This is a genomic window from Parasphingorhabdus marina DSM 22363 (assembly GCF_900128895.1).
Lineage (GTDB): Bacteria > Pseudomonadota > Alphaproteobacteria > Sphingomonadales > Sphingomonadaceae > Parasphingorhabdus > Parasphingorhabdus marina.
The window spans coordinates 1,746,448-1,761,956 of the sequence record NZ_FSQW01000001.1; the positions used below are offsets into that span (position 1 = coordinate 1,746,448).

Below are 15,509 nucleotides of genomic sequence, written 5' to 3' on the forward strand. Positions count from 1 at the left end.
AAATAACCTAAAGTGGGCGCAAAGCAAACACAGGTTTCGGCTTCAACGAACGTCCGTAAGTGGGGCGCAAGTTGAACCTCGACTGTTGGTTTTCTAACGTCCGCTTTTGCGCCCAAAGCGGACATTAGCGTTGTGACGGCTTACCGCGACCCGCTATCAATCTGTTGGTTGACGGAATGATTGCGCGTCTCGACGAGATGGACGGTGATCCGGATTTGTAAGGTGACGACCTTCAGTATTTCGAAGCAGGCGAGATAGGCCTCCATCCAATCTACGTAATGGGCGTTGCTCACTACAGCGGCGAAACCCCGAACAGGCCAACAAAGACAGCTGATTGCGCAAAAAACCAGCGGTATGTTCTATTCTCGCCAGCCTCAGGCTGTGTTCCTTTCAAACGGAAAGTTGCCGTTTAACCGCTTCACTTGGTCACTAGGCCACTGCCCTGCTGCGTTTGTTCTTGGCGAGGTTTTTTGATTGTTGCTTCGCCGCTTCTCAGCATTCTGCGGGCAGCGGCCAATCAGCACCAGTGCGTTACGAATAACCTAGCTGCAAACGCGTTTTTCGGCGACGTAAAGAGCTACCCACAGTACCGAATCCCAGAATTAGCATCGCCCATGTACTGGGTTCCGGTATGGCTGGTGCCGGATTGGTATTTGTTACGGTCAGCACTCCTCGACCATTTAGATCTCTGTGGACACCTACGCGCCGAAACGCGCCGAGATCAAAACTCAAGTTTGAAACGACATTTACAGATGGGCTGGGCTTTGAGAAAAACCTCATTTCGTCGTATGATGCTCGCTGTGTCAGCCGAAATCTCCAGCAATCCCCAAAAACAGAAGAGCAGCTGGTGAACTCGGATGCATGTCGCGTCGACCCGTCAAGTGTAACGAAATCCGGGGTTTCAAGTACAAAGTTGATATTTGGAGACCAATCGAACTCATAGATTATCGCAGCTTTCGCCGGAACGGTGATCAGAAAAGATGACAAAATTGTTCCAATAGCAAATGTAGTTCTACTCACTTTGCACTCCTGTTCTCGGACCCGAGATTCACAGTAGTCAGTCAATTCATTGAATGTCTACTACAAACACCGATCGAATGTGTTGGCGTTGACATTCACGATGGACGTGAAGGCTTGGGGGAGATCGAGATCAGCCTTTTGGGGATCAAATCTCCCACATACGACGAGGTTTTTGCTCAATATCCGCATTAGCGAGAATATTACGGTTCAGACTAACAAACGTTCGAATTGCAATTTTGAGTGTCCGATTTCGGGACAAAGCGGACGCAAAGCTAATGTCCGCTATGGGCGCAATAGCTGATAATATGGCAGTTAAATTGGCTAATTGCACGAGCTCACCAACGGATGCAGATGTACCCTCTGCAACCCCGACAATGATTTTGCGGCCAGCACGAACTGGCGTCAGTAATCGACCTATTGTGCCGGGCAGGTCCGTTGAGACGAGCACCAACCGGCCATTTTGATTGAGAACGCGTTTCGAACGTGCCCACGAGGCATTGCCCACATTGTCCATAATCACGTCGTAGTTTTCTGCGCACAAAGTAAATTCCTCGCTATGATAATCAACGACATGATCTGCGCCGACCGATTTTACAAACTCAAATCGACTGGAACTGCAGACTGCTGTCACTTTAGCACCCAAACATTTTGCGATCTGGATCGAAGAAGCAACGACTGATCCGGTCGCACCATTAATGAGGAGATGTTCGCCTATTTGAAGGCGCGCCTTGTCCCTTAGAAAATGGAGGGCAGTAGGTCCTCCGAAGACAGGCGATGCATTTTCTGTGATGGACAAGCGTTCAGGCTTTAGAGTGATTGCGCAGTCTTGTGCGACAGCCACATATTCGGCACGTGCTCTCGTTCGCGTGCCAAGCGACCCAAAGACTTAGTCATTAGCTACATAGAAATCGTAAAGCACTGTCAGACCGGGCTAGGGAAACTAAGCTAAGTCCGCAAAATTTTGCGCGGGCGATTGCGAGGCTGGTTGGCACGGATATTGTCACTAGTGTTGTTGCGCCGGCAACTACGGATTTTTCTACAATCTCGTAGCTGCAGCGTGACGTGGTGAGGATGAAGCCAGATGATAGAGGTAGGTTTTCCAAACTCATTGCACCGATTAGTTTATCGAGTGCATTGTGCCGGCCAACATCTTCTCGAACGCAGCCTATCGCTCCGTTCTCATCGACCCACGCGGCCGCATGAACTCCTCCGGTGTCAGCATTGATCTGCTGATGATCGGTCAGCGCGGCTAGGGCGCGGAAGATATGATCATCGGCTATTGGTTGGTGATGAGGCACGGGCGGCAAAGGCCGTCCAACCACTTCTAGATTCTCAATCCCGCAAAGCCCGCAGCTACTTTCCGCAACCCGCGTTCTCGCGCGTTCAAAAACGACTTCGGCTTTCTCCGCTACAATATTTGCGCGGATGATCCAGCCCGTTTCAACGGCAGATATGTCAATCGCAGACAATTGATCGGGATGTTCAATTAGCTTTTCGCTGGTTGCAAATCCGATAACAAAATCCCGCAGGTGACTTGGAGTTGCCATCATGACAGCATAACCAATCCCGTTAAATTCCACAGAGATTGGCGCTTCAATGGCAATTTTGCGCTGGATTTTTTCGTCAGATTTATCATCGGAATATATCCGCCGAGCTTCTACAGTCTCGGCAGTATCACTACCTGTGGCTCGAGGACTATTCTCCATAAATCTAGCCGTTTGACGTAGTTTTATCAGCAACGATACGAACAGCTTCAGCCGTTACTGCTGATAGTTCTGACACCTCATTTTTTGCACATTGTACAATCCGACTTTTCATGCGTGGATCCCAATAAAGCAATATATGTTCAGCCACTTTTGTGGCGGCAGCGTCATCTGCTAATGCACCAAAATTGCGAGCAATCTGATTTGCCATATAGACAAGATGATCAGCACTACTCATTCAACAGCCTCACCATGCGTATCGATTCTGCGCGATTTTTGGCTTCGCTCTTCATAGTTCTCTTGCCAATCTGTCGGGCCGTTAGAAGCGGTGACTTGCACTGCTGTCACTTTGTATTCCGGGCAGTTTGTCGCCCAGTCGCTATGTTCGGTCGTCACCACGTTGGCCTGTGTCGCCGGGTGGTGGAAGGTGGTGTAGACAACGCCGGGAGCCATGCGCTCGGTTATTTTTACACGCAAAGTTGTTTCGCCAGACCGGCTTGATAGCTTGGTCCAGTCGCCTTCTTGAAGGCCGCGATTTTCCGCATCGGTGGGGTGCATCTCCAGCAAATCTTCTGGGTGCCATGCGGTGTTCTCGGTACGGCGGGTTTGCGCACCGACATTATAGTGAGACAGTATCCGCCCGGTTGTCAGCAATAGCGGGAAGCGCGGGCCGGTTTTTTCGTCAGTTGGTACATAGTTAGTGACAACAAATTGGCCTTTGCCGCGCACAAAATCATCAACATGCATTATCGGCGTGCCATTAGGAGAACTTTCGTTGACCGGCCATTGCATTGATCCTTCTTCCTGCAGACGATCAAAACTTACGCCGGCAAATGAAGGTGTCAATCGGGAAATCTCATCCATGATTTGCGAGGAGTTTTCATAATTCCAGTCCAGCCCCATTGCACGAGCTAGTTCCTGTGTAACTTCCCAATCTTCGAGTCCGTTTTTCGGGGCCATCACTTTGTTGACCATTTGGATACGCCGTTCGGCATTCGTAAATGTGCCGGTCTTCTCTAGGAAGGTTGATCCGGGCAGGAATACATGTGCGTAATTCGCTGTCTCGTTGAGAAATAGATCATGGACGATCACGCATTCCATCGCCGCGAGCCCCGCCGAAACATGCTTGGTATTGGGGTCGGACTGCAAGATGTCTTCGCCTTGCACATAAAGCCCTTTAAACTCATTATCGACCGCTGCATCCAGCATATTGGGGATGCGCAGCCCCGGTTCTGCGTCAATCGGCACGTCCCATTCAGCCTCAAACATTGCGCGCGCGTCGGCATCAGAAACATGGCGATAGCCGGACAGTTCATGCGGGAAACTTCCCATATCGCAGGCACCTTGCACGTTATTTTGCCCTCGCAAGGGATTTACTCCGACACCCGGCTTGCCAATATTGCCGGTCGCCATAGCCAAATTCGCAATTGCCATCACGGTGGAGCTACCTTGACTATGCTCAGTCACACCCAGGCCATAGTAGATCGCGCCATTGCCGCCCGTCGCAAACAGTCGCGCTGCGGCGCGCAGGTCTTTAGGGGATACGCCTGTTACCGGCTCTAGTGTCTCGGGGGCATGGCGATCATCTGAAACAAACGCCGCCCATTCCCTATATTCTTCCCAATTACAACGTTCACGGATGAATTGTTCATCTGTCAGTCTCTCGGTCACAATCACATGGGCCAAGGCGGTGAGAACCGCAACATTGGTGCCAGGCTGCAGCGGCAAATGGTGTTCAGCGTTAATATGAGGGGAGCGCACGAGATCAATTTGACGAGGATCGATAACGATTAATTTCGCCCCACCATCTCTGATATCAGCTCTTAATCGCTGTTTCATGCGGCTGCCAAAGACAGGATGCGCATCGGTTGGGTTGGCGCCTATCACCAAAATGACATCAGACTGCTCGATGCTGTCAAAATCTTGTGTACCGGCGCTGGTACCAAAGGTCGTTTTCAGTCCATAGCCGGTGGGTGAATGGCAAACCCGCGCGCATGTATCGACATTATTGTTGCCAAATCCTGCGCGCACCAATTTCTGGACCAGAAACACTTCCTCGTTGGTACAACGTGACGAGGTAATCCCGCCGACGCTTAGCCTGCCGTATTTTTCTTGAACACGTTTAATTTCACTCGCCGCATAACTCAGCGCTTCGCCCCAACTTACTTCTCGCCACGGCTCACTGATGCTTTCGCGGATCATCGGTTTTGTGACCCGGTCCCTGTGATTGGCATAGCCCCATGCGAAACGCCCTTTAACGCAGCTATGGCCATGGTTGGCTTTGCCGTCTTTCCACGGCACCATGCGAACCAATTGCTCGCCCCGCATTTCAGCTCGGAAGGTGCAACCAACCCCACAATAAGCGCAGGTTGTAATTTCGCTGCGATCAGGCAAGCCAATTTCAGCAACGGATTTTTCTTGTAAAGTAGCGGTTGGACAAGCCTCCACACAGGCACCGCAAGAGACACATTCGGATGATAGAAAATCATCATCAGACAAGCCCGCAGAAATTTTTGAAGCAAAGCCGCGCCCATCCACGGTTAGCGCAAATGTCCCTTGCACTTCATCACATGCCCTTACGCAGCGCGAGCAGGCGATGCATTTGGAGGGATCAAAATCAAAATAGGGATTAGAAGTGTCTTTCGCTTCGCCCAGATGGTTTGCGCCTTCATATCCGTAGCGCACATCGCGCAGGCCAACATTGGCTGCCTGTTCCTGCAATTCGCAATCGTTATTCGCGCTGCAAGTCAGGCAATCGAGCGGATGGTCGCTGATGTATAATTCCATCACTCCCTTGCGTAGCTTTTGCAGCAACGGCGTTTGTGTCTTTACCACCATATTATCTTCAACTGGCGTCGTACAACTTGCAGGCGTTCCGCGCCGTCCGTAAATTTCTACCAGACAAAGCCGGCAGCTGCCAAAGCTCTTGATATTATCAGTGGCACAGAGTTTCGGGATTCTGGTGCCCATTTCTGCCGCCGCGCGCATCACGCTGGTTCCGGCTGGCACCGTTATCTCTCTATCATCTATGGAAACCGTTACCACGTCCTTCGATTTGGATTGAGGTGTGCCCAAATCCTTTTGTGGTTGATAGGTCATACCACTTCCTTCTTCCCGGTTTGTAACAGATTTTCACCGATATCGAAATCGTGAGGCCAGTGCTTAATCGCACTCATTACAGGATAAGGCGCAAACCCGCCCAAAGCACAGAGCGAACCGAACTCCATAGTTTCGCATAAATCGGTTAGGAGCGATATTTCATCACTGACATTGCGCGCTGTATCTTTTGGTGCATTGTGCATTTGCAACAGGCTCTCAACCCTGTCGTTCGCCTTGCGGCCGCCATTTTTGATATTGTCGAGTAGTTCAACGCCACGCACAGACCCTAACCGGCAGGGCGTACATTTTCCGCAGCTTTCGGCAGCACAAAATTCCATTGCAAAGCGCGCTTGCCTGAGCATATCCGCACTTTCGTCAAATACGACAATGCCGCCGTGACCGATGAGCCCCCCCGCTTCACCAAAAGCTTCATAATCAAAGGCGGTGTCAAATTGGGCAGGGGGGTGATAGGCGCCGAGCGGACCGCCGACTTGGACGGCTTTCACCGGTCTGCCGCTTTGTGTGCCACCGCCTATTGTATGGACCAGTTCACCCAGTGTTAGGCCAAAGGCGGTTTCATATAGACCAGGATATTTTAAGTTCCCTGCCAGTTGGATTGGCATTGTTCCCCGAGAGCGCCCTATGCCATAATCGGCGTAGGCCTGCGCGCCATGCGTCAGAATATAAGGGATAGCCGCTAGTGTAAGGACATTATTGACCACGGTTGGCATACCGAACAGGCCTTCATGCGCAGGAATAGGTGGCTTTGCGCGAACTTCGCCGCGCTTGCCTTCAAGACTATTGAGCAAGGATGTTTCTTCACCGCAAACATATGCACCGGCACCAACTCGAACTTCAATTTCAAATGGCGCGATAATATGCCCGCAAACGGCAAGCGCAGCATTGAGCTTGGCGATCGCGTGGGGATATTCGCTGCGAACATAGATGAAGGCTTTTTTCGCTCCAACTGCGAGTCCAGCGATGGCCATGCCTTCTATGAGACAAAAGGGATCACCCTCCATGAGCATCCGGTCAGCAAAGGTTCCACTGTCGCCTTCATCTGCATTGCAGACGATATATTTTCGTTTGGAAATAGTTTCGCCGACCGTTTTCCATTTAATACCGGTGGGGAAGCCTGCACCTCCGCGTCCGCGAAGGCCGCTTTCGACAACTGTTTTGATTATCTTGTCGCTGCCTAATTCGCGAGCTGTCTTTAAGCCGGTCCAGCCATCGCTTGCTTTATAATCAGTAAGACTGGTCGGGCGGGTTTTTCCTGCGCGCGCAAAAGTAAGGCGCTGCTGTTTTGCTATATATGGATGATTTGCAATGGGGCCGATTTTAAGCGGTGAACTTCCATCCAAAATTGCGCTAATGTCGGCGATTGTGGCTGGGCCATAGCCAATGCCGTCCACCTCAACCAGAGGCTCCAACCAATGCATGCCCCAACTGGAAGTGCGAACGATTGCGGCGTCTGGAGCTGCTTTAGCAATTGCGGCCGCAATCTTATCTGCTCCGCAGGCAATGGCCAAAGCGTCATCTGAAATGCATATTTTTGTCATAGGTCTTTGATCATTTGAGTGAGGGCTGGAACGTCTAAACGCGCATACACATCACCGCCTGCAATCGCGTTGGGGCCAACGCTACATAGGCCCAAACAATAGACAGTTTCTATCGCGCACTTTCCTTTGGCAAACTCGGAAATCTCAGCAATCAGCGCATCGCTTCCGCGTGCTTGGCAAGCTTCTGCGCCGCATAATTTTACGATGGGTAGGTTTGCGGGTTTTTCATGGTAATCATGATAGAAGCTCACCACACCATGTATCTCGGCTCGGCTTAAGTTGAGTGCTTTTGCCAGAGCGAGTTTCGCGTCGTCATTAACATAACCAAATTCTGCCTGAATATCATTCAGGATCGGTAATAATGGGCCTTCGCGCCATTTATGGGACGCGATGATTTCGGCTAGGCGGTTTGATAGGGTCAAGTGCTTAAACGTCCATTCAATGACTTCTTTGGATCAGCCAAGGATCTAGCTGCTATTTTGGCACCCGCAATCACAAGCGCTCGGTAACCAGTTGAAACGGATGTATGCGCCTTCATCGGTAAAATTCTCCTGTTTTCCGATTTCTATAGTATTGTTACCTTAGAGTGATAAATAGATATTTTGGTAAAACATAATTACATTACAGGAATAATGTATGTCTGCTTGGGATGGGGTTGAGGAGTTTGTCGCTGTCGTCGAAGCTGGCAGCTTTGTTGGTGCTGCAAGAGCATTGGGCTTTTCCAATGCACATATTAGCCGTTCGATTGCGCGGTTGGAGCGAAAATTAGACGCTCGCCTTTTTGACCGTACGACGCGATCACTTCGATTGACCAATGCAGGCCGCGCGCTGGTAGATCCGTTTCGGCGATTAGTGGAAGATCGAGACGACGCTTTTGCTTTAATGACTACCGATGGCGCACCAAAAGGCGAATTGCGGATAACTTGCTCCGCTTCACTTGGTCACAAATTTGTAATTCCTATCGTCCGAAAATACGCGCAAAATTTTGAAAGCCTGTCTATTTGGATCGACCTCACAAATAGGCTTGTCGATTTGATTGCAGAGGGGTTTGATATGGCAATTCGAACTGGACATCTCCCGGATTCCAAATTGATAGCGACAAGAATAGGAAGCCGCTCCTTGGTTACATTCGCATCGAAAAGCTATTTAGATAAATACGGCTATCCGAAATCTGTCAGTGATTTAATCGAGCATAATTGTGTGCGTGGGACCAGTTCCGTGTGGCATTTTAAGAATGAAGTTGGTGAAGAAGTAGATTTTCATCCAAAAGGTAGATGGAGATGTAACAGCGGTGAGGGTGTGCTGGAGGCGGTCACGGCTGATATGGGTATTGGTCAGCTGCCAGGCCACTATTTGGATGACATGCTTCGCGATGGAAAAATACAATCGATCCTTGATAAGTACAGTATTGAAGATGAACCGATCTGGGCGATCTATCCGAATAGAAAGCATGTGCTACCGAGAGTTAAGTCATTGATTGAAGTTTTGAAAATGGAGATTCTATAGAGTTGACAGCTGGCTTTCTGGCTGAGAGCCAGCATCGGCATAGTATGGCAGGTCATCGACTTTAGGCATGATATTCTCTTGGTGTCTTTCTTTTGCGGTGGCTCGGCCAGGCGCATAAACTCCGGCGATTGAGCCCGGGCATGAGAAGTTGGAGACGGGGCGGAAGCTAGGCAAACAGGGTGTTTTTGAGAACTATAGTCCTGCTCTGTATCTCAGCAATCCGATAAGGCTTTTCAAATACGCCCATGACTAGCTGAAGATCGAGCCCATTGTGTATCGGTATCGATTTGTGATCGACAAGGTATTGGCTTCTAAAATCGCAACACCACAAATTTTGTGCAAAATAGGAGAGGAGCACAATGGCGGTGATCATTGCACTTGATTTATTAGCAGTAGGCCCAGAACCAACGCGTTCAGATGCTGCCCTTGGCCTGTTCCGAAACGGTGTTGATACGCTAGTCAATCAACGAAAAATGGATCCACTATCATGAAATTTTTAAGAAACTACTGGTATGTCGCTGCGGAAACCAAAGAAATCGAGCCGGGGCAAATTCTGTCACGCAAAATACTCAATGAGTCTATCGCTTTTTATCGCACCAAAGAAGGTACATTGAACGCGGTACAAGACCTCTGTCCCCATCGTTATGTACCATTGTCACTGGGACGCGTTCAGGGTGATGACATTGAATGTGGCTATCACGGTGCCTGCTTCAACGGTAAAGGCCAATGCACGAAAATTCCTGGACAGGACACTATTCCTGATAAAGCGAATATCAAAAGTTACCCGGTTTTTGAAAAATATAATTTTGTCTGGGTCTGGATGGGAGATCCAGCGCTGTCGGACGACACCAGCTCTATGCCGGATGTTTTTTACATGCATGATAGCGATGAGTGGGATGCCAATGTTGGGCTCATGGAATCCTTTCCAGCCTATTATGAATTGCTAAACGATAATTTTTTCGATCTAAGCCATGCTCAGTTCGTTCACCCTGAAACATTGGGCGGCGGGCGCCTGAGCGAAGTGTTTCGAAAAACCGCCCGACCTGGAAAAGTGAGCTCGCTTGCAGAAAATGAGGAAGGCTGCGTCTTTGAGGTCAGTGAAAACAAGGTATTGACCGAGATCCACGTACTCGATTCACAATTGAGCCCGTTTTTTCATCAAGTGATGGGCAAAATGAAATTTGGTCAGGAAAACTATGAGGGCAATCTCGATTGGCTGTTATCGATCGAATGGCATGCGCCGTGTATTACAGTGTTCAAACCCTTTATTAAGCCTGCGGGGGCACCTAAAGACGAGGGGTTTTATCTTAGCTGGCAGGCCAATATTGTGACGCCAGAAACGGAAAGTTCGTGCCATTATTTTTACTCAGCTTGCCAAAATCTGGCATTGGGTAATGATGAAGTGAACAAAAATTTGTTTGAGGCTTTTAGTTTTGCCTTTTCTCAGGACAAGGTGATTATCAATGGGCAGACATCTTGCCTATCGAGCTATGATTTTACTCAGGAAGAACTCAAGAGCCGCGTGACTTTCCCTGGTGATCAGGTGACAGGTTCTTGCCGCAGAGTCATCGCAAAGCTAATGGCTGAACAAGAGCGCACCGCGTAAGAACAGACGCTTAGTTGTCGAAAATCAAAATAGGGTTGAGGGGCTGTCTTCTCACTTCTTGCGACGTATCAGTGCAAAACAACACAAAGCAGTTTAATTTTTGGAATTTTGTACCGCAACTATGTCCATTGCTGGCTGAAGATCGGTTCCCAGCAACTCCACAAATCTGGATACTTTTGGAAGCACATGTCGCTGCTGCGGATAAACAGCCCAAATGGGTTCAGCCAATTTTTGATAGACTTCCAATACAGGCTTCAACCGACCTGTGAGCACATCGTTAGCAACATAATAATAAGGAAGTTGGGAAAGACCTAAACCCGAGAGGCAGGCATCCAAAAGCGCCTGGCCGCTATTAGCCCTCCATCGACCTTTCACGTTCCAAGTCCGTTCTCCATTTTGGTCCTTGAAATGCCAAGTGGGTTGAGTGCCAACTAAACAATCATGATTGGCGAGATCCTCTATTGATTTCGGAAACCCTCTCTTTTCAAGATAATTTGGCGAGCCGCAAACAACCAGATTTCGTACGGCCACTCTTGTTCTTAACAGCCGGGAGTCCTTCATGTTTCCTGTTCTGATCGCGATATCATAGCCCTCACCCGCGATATCAAGCACTCTATTGGTCAGGTACATATCTATAGAAACGTTAGAATAGAGGTCAGCGTATTTCATTAGAATTGAAGCTATGAACTTTTCCCCGATTGAAGTTGAACAGGTAACCCTGAGATGTCCACGTGGCTCTCCTGACCCGGAAGCCATTGCATAGATTTCATTTCGCTCCTGCACTAAACGCTCGCACTGGGGTAACAATGATTGGCCTATATCAGTCAATCTGACCTGACGCGTTGATCTGATAAATAGAGGCCCCCCAAGTCTTTGCTCAAAAGAGGCAATGGCCCTGCTGACGTGAGATGATGAGACGCGTAAATTTTTCGCGGCTCCTGTGAAGGATCCCGCCTTAGCAACTGCAACAAACTCTTCCAAACCTCGCCAAGCTTTCATGATTATCCCATTATTGCATTAATGTATTTCAAAAATCGCACTTTATTTCATTTATGACATTAGTCTAGGACTAGAAACACTGATTATGAACCATGAGAACAATTATGAAAACGCGTGCAGCGGTGGCGTTTGAAGCCAAAAAACCTCTAGAAATTGTGGAATTAGACCTTGAAGGCCCCAAACATGGAGAAGTGCTGGTCGAAATTATGGCGACAGGCATTTGTCATACCGATGCCTACACGCTTGATGGTTTAGACAGTGAAGGGATTTTCCCAAGTATCTTAGGGCATGAAGGCGCAGGTATTGTACGAGAAGTGGGGCCGGGCGTGGAAAGCGTGAAGCCTGGCGATCATGTTATCCCGCTTTACACGCCTGAATGTCGTCAGTGTAAGAGCTGTCTTTCCGGCAAAACCAACCTATGCACAGCCATTCGGGCCACTCAGGGCAAGGGTGTAATGCCAGACGGGACAACGCGCTTTTCATATAACGGTCGGCCTATCTATCATTACATGGGCTGTTCAACCTTTTCTAACTTTACTGTTTTGCCGGAAATTGCAGTCGCAAAAATTCGCGAAGACGCGCCATTTGAAAAAGCTTGCTACGTCGGTTGCGGTGTCACGACTGGCGTAGGCGCTGTGACGAATACTGCTAAAGTGCAAGCTGGCGACAATGTCGTTGTTTTTGGCCTTGGCGGAATTGGTCTGAATGTCATTCAAGGCGCAAAAATGGTTGGTGCGGACAAGATTATTGGGGTGGATCTCAATCCTTCCAAGAAGAAATGGGCCGAGAAATTTGGCATGACGGATTTTATCAATCCTCGTGAAATAACTGATGTCGTCGACCTTATTGTGGAATTGACGGACGGCGGTGCGGATTATTCATTTGATTGCACCGGCAATACTGAAGCCATGAGGCAAGCCCTTGAATGCTGTCATCGCGGTTGGGGGACAAGCGTTATTATCGGCGTTGCTGAGGCAGGTAAAGAAATCGCAACGCGTCCATTCCAGCTTGTGACCGGTCGAAATTGGAGGGGCAGTGCCTTTGGTGGGGCGAAAGGCAGAACTGATGTGCCCAAGATCGTCGACTGGTATATGCAAGGAAAAATTCAAATTGATCCCATGATCACCCATGTCATGGGACTTGAGAAAATCAATGATGCTTTCGATTTGATGCACGAGGGCAAAAGCATCCGCAGCGTAGTGCTATTTTAACGCTGGCGCCGCTAAATGGAAGCAGATCGAAACCTGTCCGAAGAAGCTGTGCTGATCATTGGCGCAGGACAAGCAGCTGCGCAAACAGCTACGTCGCTGCGCCAAGGCGGATTTGAAGGTCAGATCGTAATCGCTGGCGATGAACCGTTCCTGCCCTATCAGCGTCCACCTCTCTCAAAAACCTATTTGAAAGGTGAGCTAGAGAGAGAAAATCTCTATTTCAAAAATTCAGCCTGGTATGAAATGCAGAATGTCGAAGTGCTAACCAGCACCTCGATTGATTCCGTAAGTACCGTAAAACAGTCTGCCATGACAAATGACGGAAGGACGATCGGGTTCGACCACCTTGTTTTTGCAACGGGTTCCCGCAATAGACGCCTGCCAATGAAGGGTGCTGAGCTTGAAAATGTTTTTGGCTTACGAGACCTTTCCGATGTCGATGCATTGCGGCCACATGTAGGCCCCCGTAAAAATCTGGTTATTATTGGGGCGGGCTATATCGGCCTGGAGACGGCCGCCGTCGCGAATAGCTTAGGTACGAATGTTACAGTATTGGAGGCGGCAGATCGAGTCCTCTCCCGCGTCACAAGCCCAGTCATCAGCAGTTTTTATGAAAAGCTTCATAACTCTCATGGCGTCACAATTAGAACCAACTGCGCAACATCATCCATCAATGAATCAGAGGGCAAGGCAGTTAGTGTTACGCTTTCCAACGGAGACGTTTTGCCCTGCGATGCTTTATTGATCGGCATTGGCATCTTGCCGAATATCGAGGTGGCCGCAGAGGCCGGGGTAGCTTGTGAAGACGGCATTTTAGTCGATGAAAGAGGGCGTACAAACCTCCCCGGGGTTTATGCCGCCGGTGATTGTGCGAAACGCCTGATCCAGCCCTTTAGTCGTTTAGGGCGCCTAGAGAGTGTCCACAACGCGATAGAGCAGGGAAAGCAGGTTGCGGCGTCCATTCTAGATAAACCCAGCCCGAAGATAGATTGCCCTTGGTTCTGGTCCGATCAATATAACGTAAAATTACAAATCGCAGGCTTGTTCACAGGTTATGATGATTATGTCATTCGGGGAGATTACGAGAGTGAGAAATTCGCCGTCTTTTACTTCAAAAATGATGTCATGTTAGCTGCGGATGCAATTAACAGCCCACCGGAATTTATGTCCGCCAAACGTCTCATTTCGGCCAAGGCAAAAGTCTCGCCTAGTATGATCGCGGATATGGAGCACTCGCTTAAAGACATCATTGCGGAGTTTATCTAGGTGGCGTGGTCGATGGAAACAATATCCGCCAATAAATCGCATCACGGAACACAATATGTGTGCTCCCATCCGTCCATCGCAACGAAAACGGAGATGCTGTTCTCAGTTTTTGTGCCGCACGGCGATGGTCCCTTTCCTGTTTTATGGTATCTATCAGGCCTGACCTGTAGCCATGCCAATGTGACTGAAAAAGGTGAATATCGGAAAGCCTGCGCAGAACATGGCATTATTTTTGTTGCACCAGACACCAGCCCCCGCGGCGAATCCGTTGCTAACGGAGAGACCTATTCGATGGGGCAAGGGGCCAGTTTTTATATAGATGCCACACAAGCTCCATGGAAAGAGCATTTTCAAATGAAAAGCTATGTTGAGAATGAGCTGCCTGAACTTGTCGCGCGAGAATTTTTAATGGCAGATACTTCCCGCCAAGGTATAACGGGGCATTCTATGGGGGGGCATGGCGCGTTGATGATAGGGTTGCGAAACCCTGGCAAATTTCGTTCCATTTCTGCCTTCGCGCCTATCACTTCTCCCATGAACTGCCCTTGGGGAGAAGCAGCATTGTCTAGTTATCTAGGCGGTGATCAGGCGGCGTGGGCAGAATATGACAGTTGCGAACTAATCAAAAAAGGAGCGACACCAGATGCGTTGCTGATTGATCAAGGGTTGGCTGATGAGTTCTTGAGTGAGCAGTTGAAACCAAATCTGCTCGAAGAGGCTTGCAAAGATACAAATATTAATCTTCGCCTGCGCCGGCACGAAGGATATGACCATAGCTACTATTTCATCTCGACCTTTCTAACTGATCATATTGAGTGGCACTCTAAACGATTATTGGCACAGTCATGACCAGTAAATACTGATAATGTAACGTCGTGAAAGACCATTATGGAACTCCTTATGGATAAAATTTGATATTTTTCTTCGACAAGCAAAATTTGAATTTTTATGTTAGAATAAAAGAAGAATAAAAATGCCTCAAATAACATATATTGAACATGATGGAACTGAACATAAAGTTACTGCCCAAAACGGGCAGTCGGTTATGCAGGCTGCTGTTAATAATGATATCGAAGCTATAGTTGCAGAATGTGGTGGCGCTTGTAGCTGCGCCACTTGTCATTGCTATATACAAGAAGAATGGTTTGAAAAAACAGGACCTGTTGATGACATGGAAAGAAGCCTGTTGGATTTTGTGCCGTCCCCCGAACCAAATAGCCGCTTAAGTTGTCAGATCACAATAACAGATGATTTGGACGGCCTGGTGGTTCGTCTACCAGAATCTCAATATTGAAGTTGGTGACCTGCTGTGACCCTGATCCACTCATGCTCCGGAAAGCTATATGGCATCGCAGGGGCTGAAGGAGTATTCTCCTTTGCGTGCAAAGCGCCAATCGACTGGAGTTTAGGTAAGGTCAATTGCGACGGAGAAAATAGCCACATCAATCCGTAAGTTCTTAAAGGGTCAATGATGAGCGGGCCGTTCAAAGTGTAATCCATTTTTTGGCATTCGAAACACGTAATATGTCAGCCATATCAA

General features: G+C 48.8%; 15 protein-coding genes. 7 read left to right on the forward strand and 8 right to left on the reverse strand.

Going from position 1 to position 15,509, the window contains the following annotated elements; all coding sequences use genetic code 11:
• Positions 1–531: 531 nt before the first annotated feature.
• The 7 genes from BUQ90_RS17915 to BUQ90_RS08700 all read right to left on the reverse strand — a co-directional run bounded on the left by BUQ90_RS17915 (position 532) and on the right by BUQ90_RS08700 (position 7,803).
• Complete coding sequence (locus BUQ90_RS17915) at positions 532–780, reverse strand: PEPxxWA-CTERM sorting domain-containing protein (protein WP_074204604.1); 249 nt, start codon at positions 778–780, stop codon at positions 532–534.
• Between the two features lie 385 nt (positions 781–1,165).
• Positions 1,166–1,816, reverse strand: coding sequence for a zinc-binding dehydrogenase (locus BUQ90_RS08675; protein WP_159437075.1), 651 nt, complete (start codon positions 1,814–1,816; stop codon positions 1,166–1,168).
• 97 nt (positions 1,817–1,913) lie between these two features.
• The gene (fdhD, locus tag BUQ90_RS08680; RefSeq protein WP_084192580.1) at positions 1,914–2,726 is read right to left on the reverse strand and encodes a formate dehydrogenase accessory sulfurtransferase FdhD; all 813 of its coding nucleotides are present in this window, start codon (positions 2,724–2,726) and stop codon (positions 1,914–1,916) included.
• 4 nt (positions 2,727–2,730) lie between these two features.
• The gene (locus tag BUQ90_RS08685) at positions 2,731–2,961 is read right to left on the reverse strand and encodes a formate dehydrogenase subunit delta (RefSeq protein ID WP_074204606.1); all 231 of its coding nucleotides are present in this window, start codon (positions 2,959–2,961) and stop codon (positions 2,731–2,733) included.
• Positions 2,958–5,822, reverse strand: a complete 2,865-nt coding sequence (fdhF, locus tag BUQ90_RS08690) for a formate dehydrogenase subunit alpha (RefSeq protein WP_074204607.1) — start codon at positions 5,820–5,822, stop codon at positions 2,958–2,960. The genes BUQ90_RS08685 and fdhF overlap by 4 nt, the downstream gene beginning before the upstream one ends.
• Entirely contained in the window at positions 5,819–7,381 is a 1,563-nt protein-coding gene (locus BUQ90_RS08695) for an NADH-ubiquinone oxidoreductase-F iron-sulfur binding region domain-containing protein (RefSeq protein ID WP_074204608.1), read from the reverse strand. Before BUQ90_RS08695 ends, fdhF begins: the two co-directional genes overlap by 4 nt.
• Positions 7,378–7,803 carry an NAD(P)H-dependent oxidoreductase subunit E gene (locus BUQ90_RS08700; protein WP_074204609.1) on the reverse strand — a complete coding sequence of 142 codons (426 nt, stop codon included), beginning with the start codon at positions 7,801–7,803 and terminating at the stop codon, positions 7,378–7,380. Before BUQ90_RS08700 ends, BUQ90_RS08695 begins: the two co-directional genes overlap by 4 nt.
• 214 nt (positions 7,804–8,017) lie before the next feature.
• Here BUQ90_RS08700 and BUQ90_RS08705 point away from each other — a divergent pair, with 214 nt between their 5' ends.
• The 3 genes from BUQ90_RS08705 to BUQ90_RS08715 all read left to right on the forward strand — a co-directional run bounded on the left by BUQ90_RS08705 (position 8,018) and on the right by BUQ90_RS08715 (position 10,493).
• The gene (locus BUQ90_RS08705; protein ID WP_074204610.1) at positions 8,018–8,887 is read left to right on the forward strand and encodes a LysR family transcriptional regulator; all 870 of its coding nucleotides are present in this window, start codon (positions 8,018–8,020) and stop codon (positions 8,885–8,887) included.
• 359 nt (positions 8,888–9,246) lie between these two features.
• On the forward strand, positions 9,247–9,378 hold the full coding sequence (locus BUQ90_RS17920; protein ID WP_275425810.1) for a hypothetical protein: 132 nt from the start codon (positions 9,247–9,249) through the stop codon (positions 9,376–9,378).
• The gene (locus tag BUQ90_RS08715; RefSeq protein WP_074204612.1) at positions 9,375–10,493 is read left to right on the forward strand and encodes an aromatic ring-hydroxylating oxygenase subunit alpha; all 1,119 of its coding nucleotides are present in this window, start codon (positions 9,375–9,377) and stop codon (positions 10,491–10,493) included. Before BUQ90_RS17920 ends, BUQ90_RS08715 begins: the two co-directional genes overlap by 4 nt.
• Before the next feature lie 93 nt (positions 10,494–10,586).
• Here BUQ90_RS08715 and BUQ90_RS08720 read toward each other — a convergent pair whose 3' ends face one another.
• Positions 10,587–11,492, reverse strand: a complete 906-nt coding sequence (locus tag BUQ90_RS08720) for a LysR family transcriptional regulator (RefSeq protein WP_074204613.1) — start codon at positions 11,490–11,492, stop codon at positions 10,587–10,589.
• Between the two features lie 104 nt (positions 11,493–11,596).
• On the opposite strand from BUQ90_RS08720, the gene BUQ90_RS08725 reads away from it, so the two are divergent.
• From BUQ90_RS08725 to BUQ90_RS08740, 4 genes are all read left to right on the forward strand, one after another.
• Positions 11,597–12,703: an S-(hydroxymethyl)glutathione dehydrogenase/class III alcohol dehydrogenase gene (locus tag BUQ90_RS08725; protein WP_074204614.1), complete on the forward strand. Its 1,107-nt coding sequence runs from the start codon at positions 11,597–11,599 to the stop codon at positions 12,701–12,703.
• 15 nt (positions 12,704–12,718) lie between these two features.
• Positions 12,719–13,969 carry an NAD(P)/FAD-dependent oxidoreductase gene (locus BUQ90_RS08730; protein WP_074204615.1) on the forward strand — a complete coding sequence of 417 codons (1,251 nt, stop codon included), beginning with the start codon at positions 12,719–12,721 and terminating at the stop codon, positions 13,967–13,969.
• Positions 13,970–13,981: 12 nt separating this feature from the next.
• Complete coding sequence (gene fghA, locus BUQ90_RS08735) at positions 13,982–14,818, forward strand: S-formylglutathione hydrolase (protein ID WP_074204997.1); 837 nt, start codon at positions 13,982–13,984, stop codon at positions 14,816–14,818.
• A 124-nt stretch (positions 14,819–14,942) separates the two neighbouring features.
• Positions 14,943–15,263 carry a 2Fe-2S iron-sulfur cluster-binding protein gene (locus tag BUQ90_RS08740; protein ID WP_074204616.1) on the forward strand — a complete coding sequence of 107 codons (321 nt, stop codon included), beginning with the start codon at positions 14,943–14,945 and terminating at the stop codon, positions 15,261–15,263.
• The last annotated feature ends 246 nt before the right edge of the window (positions 15,264–15,509 follow it).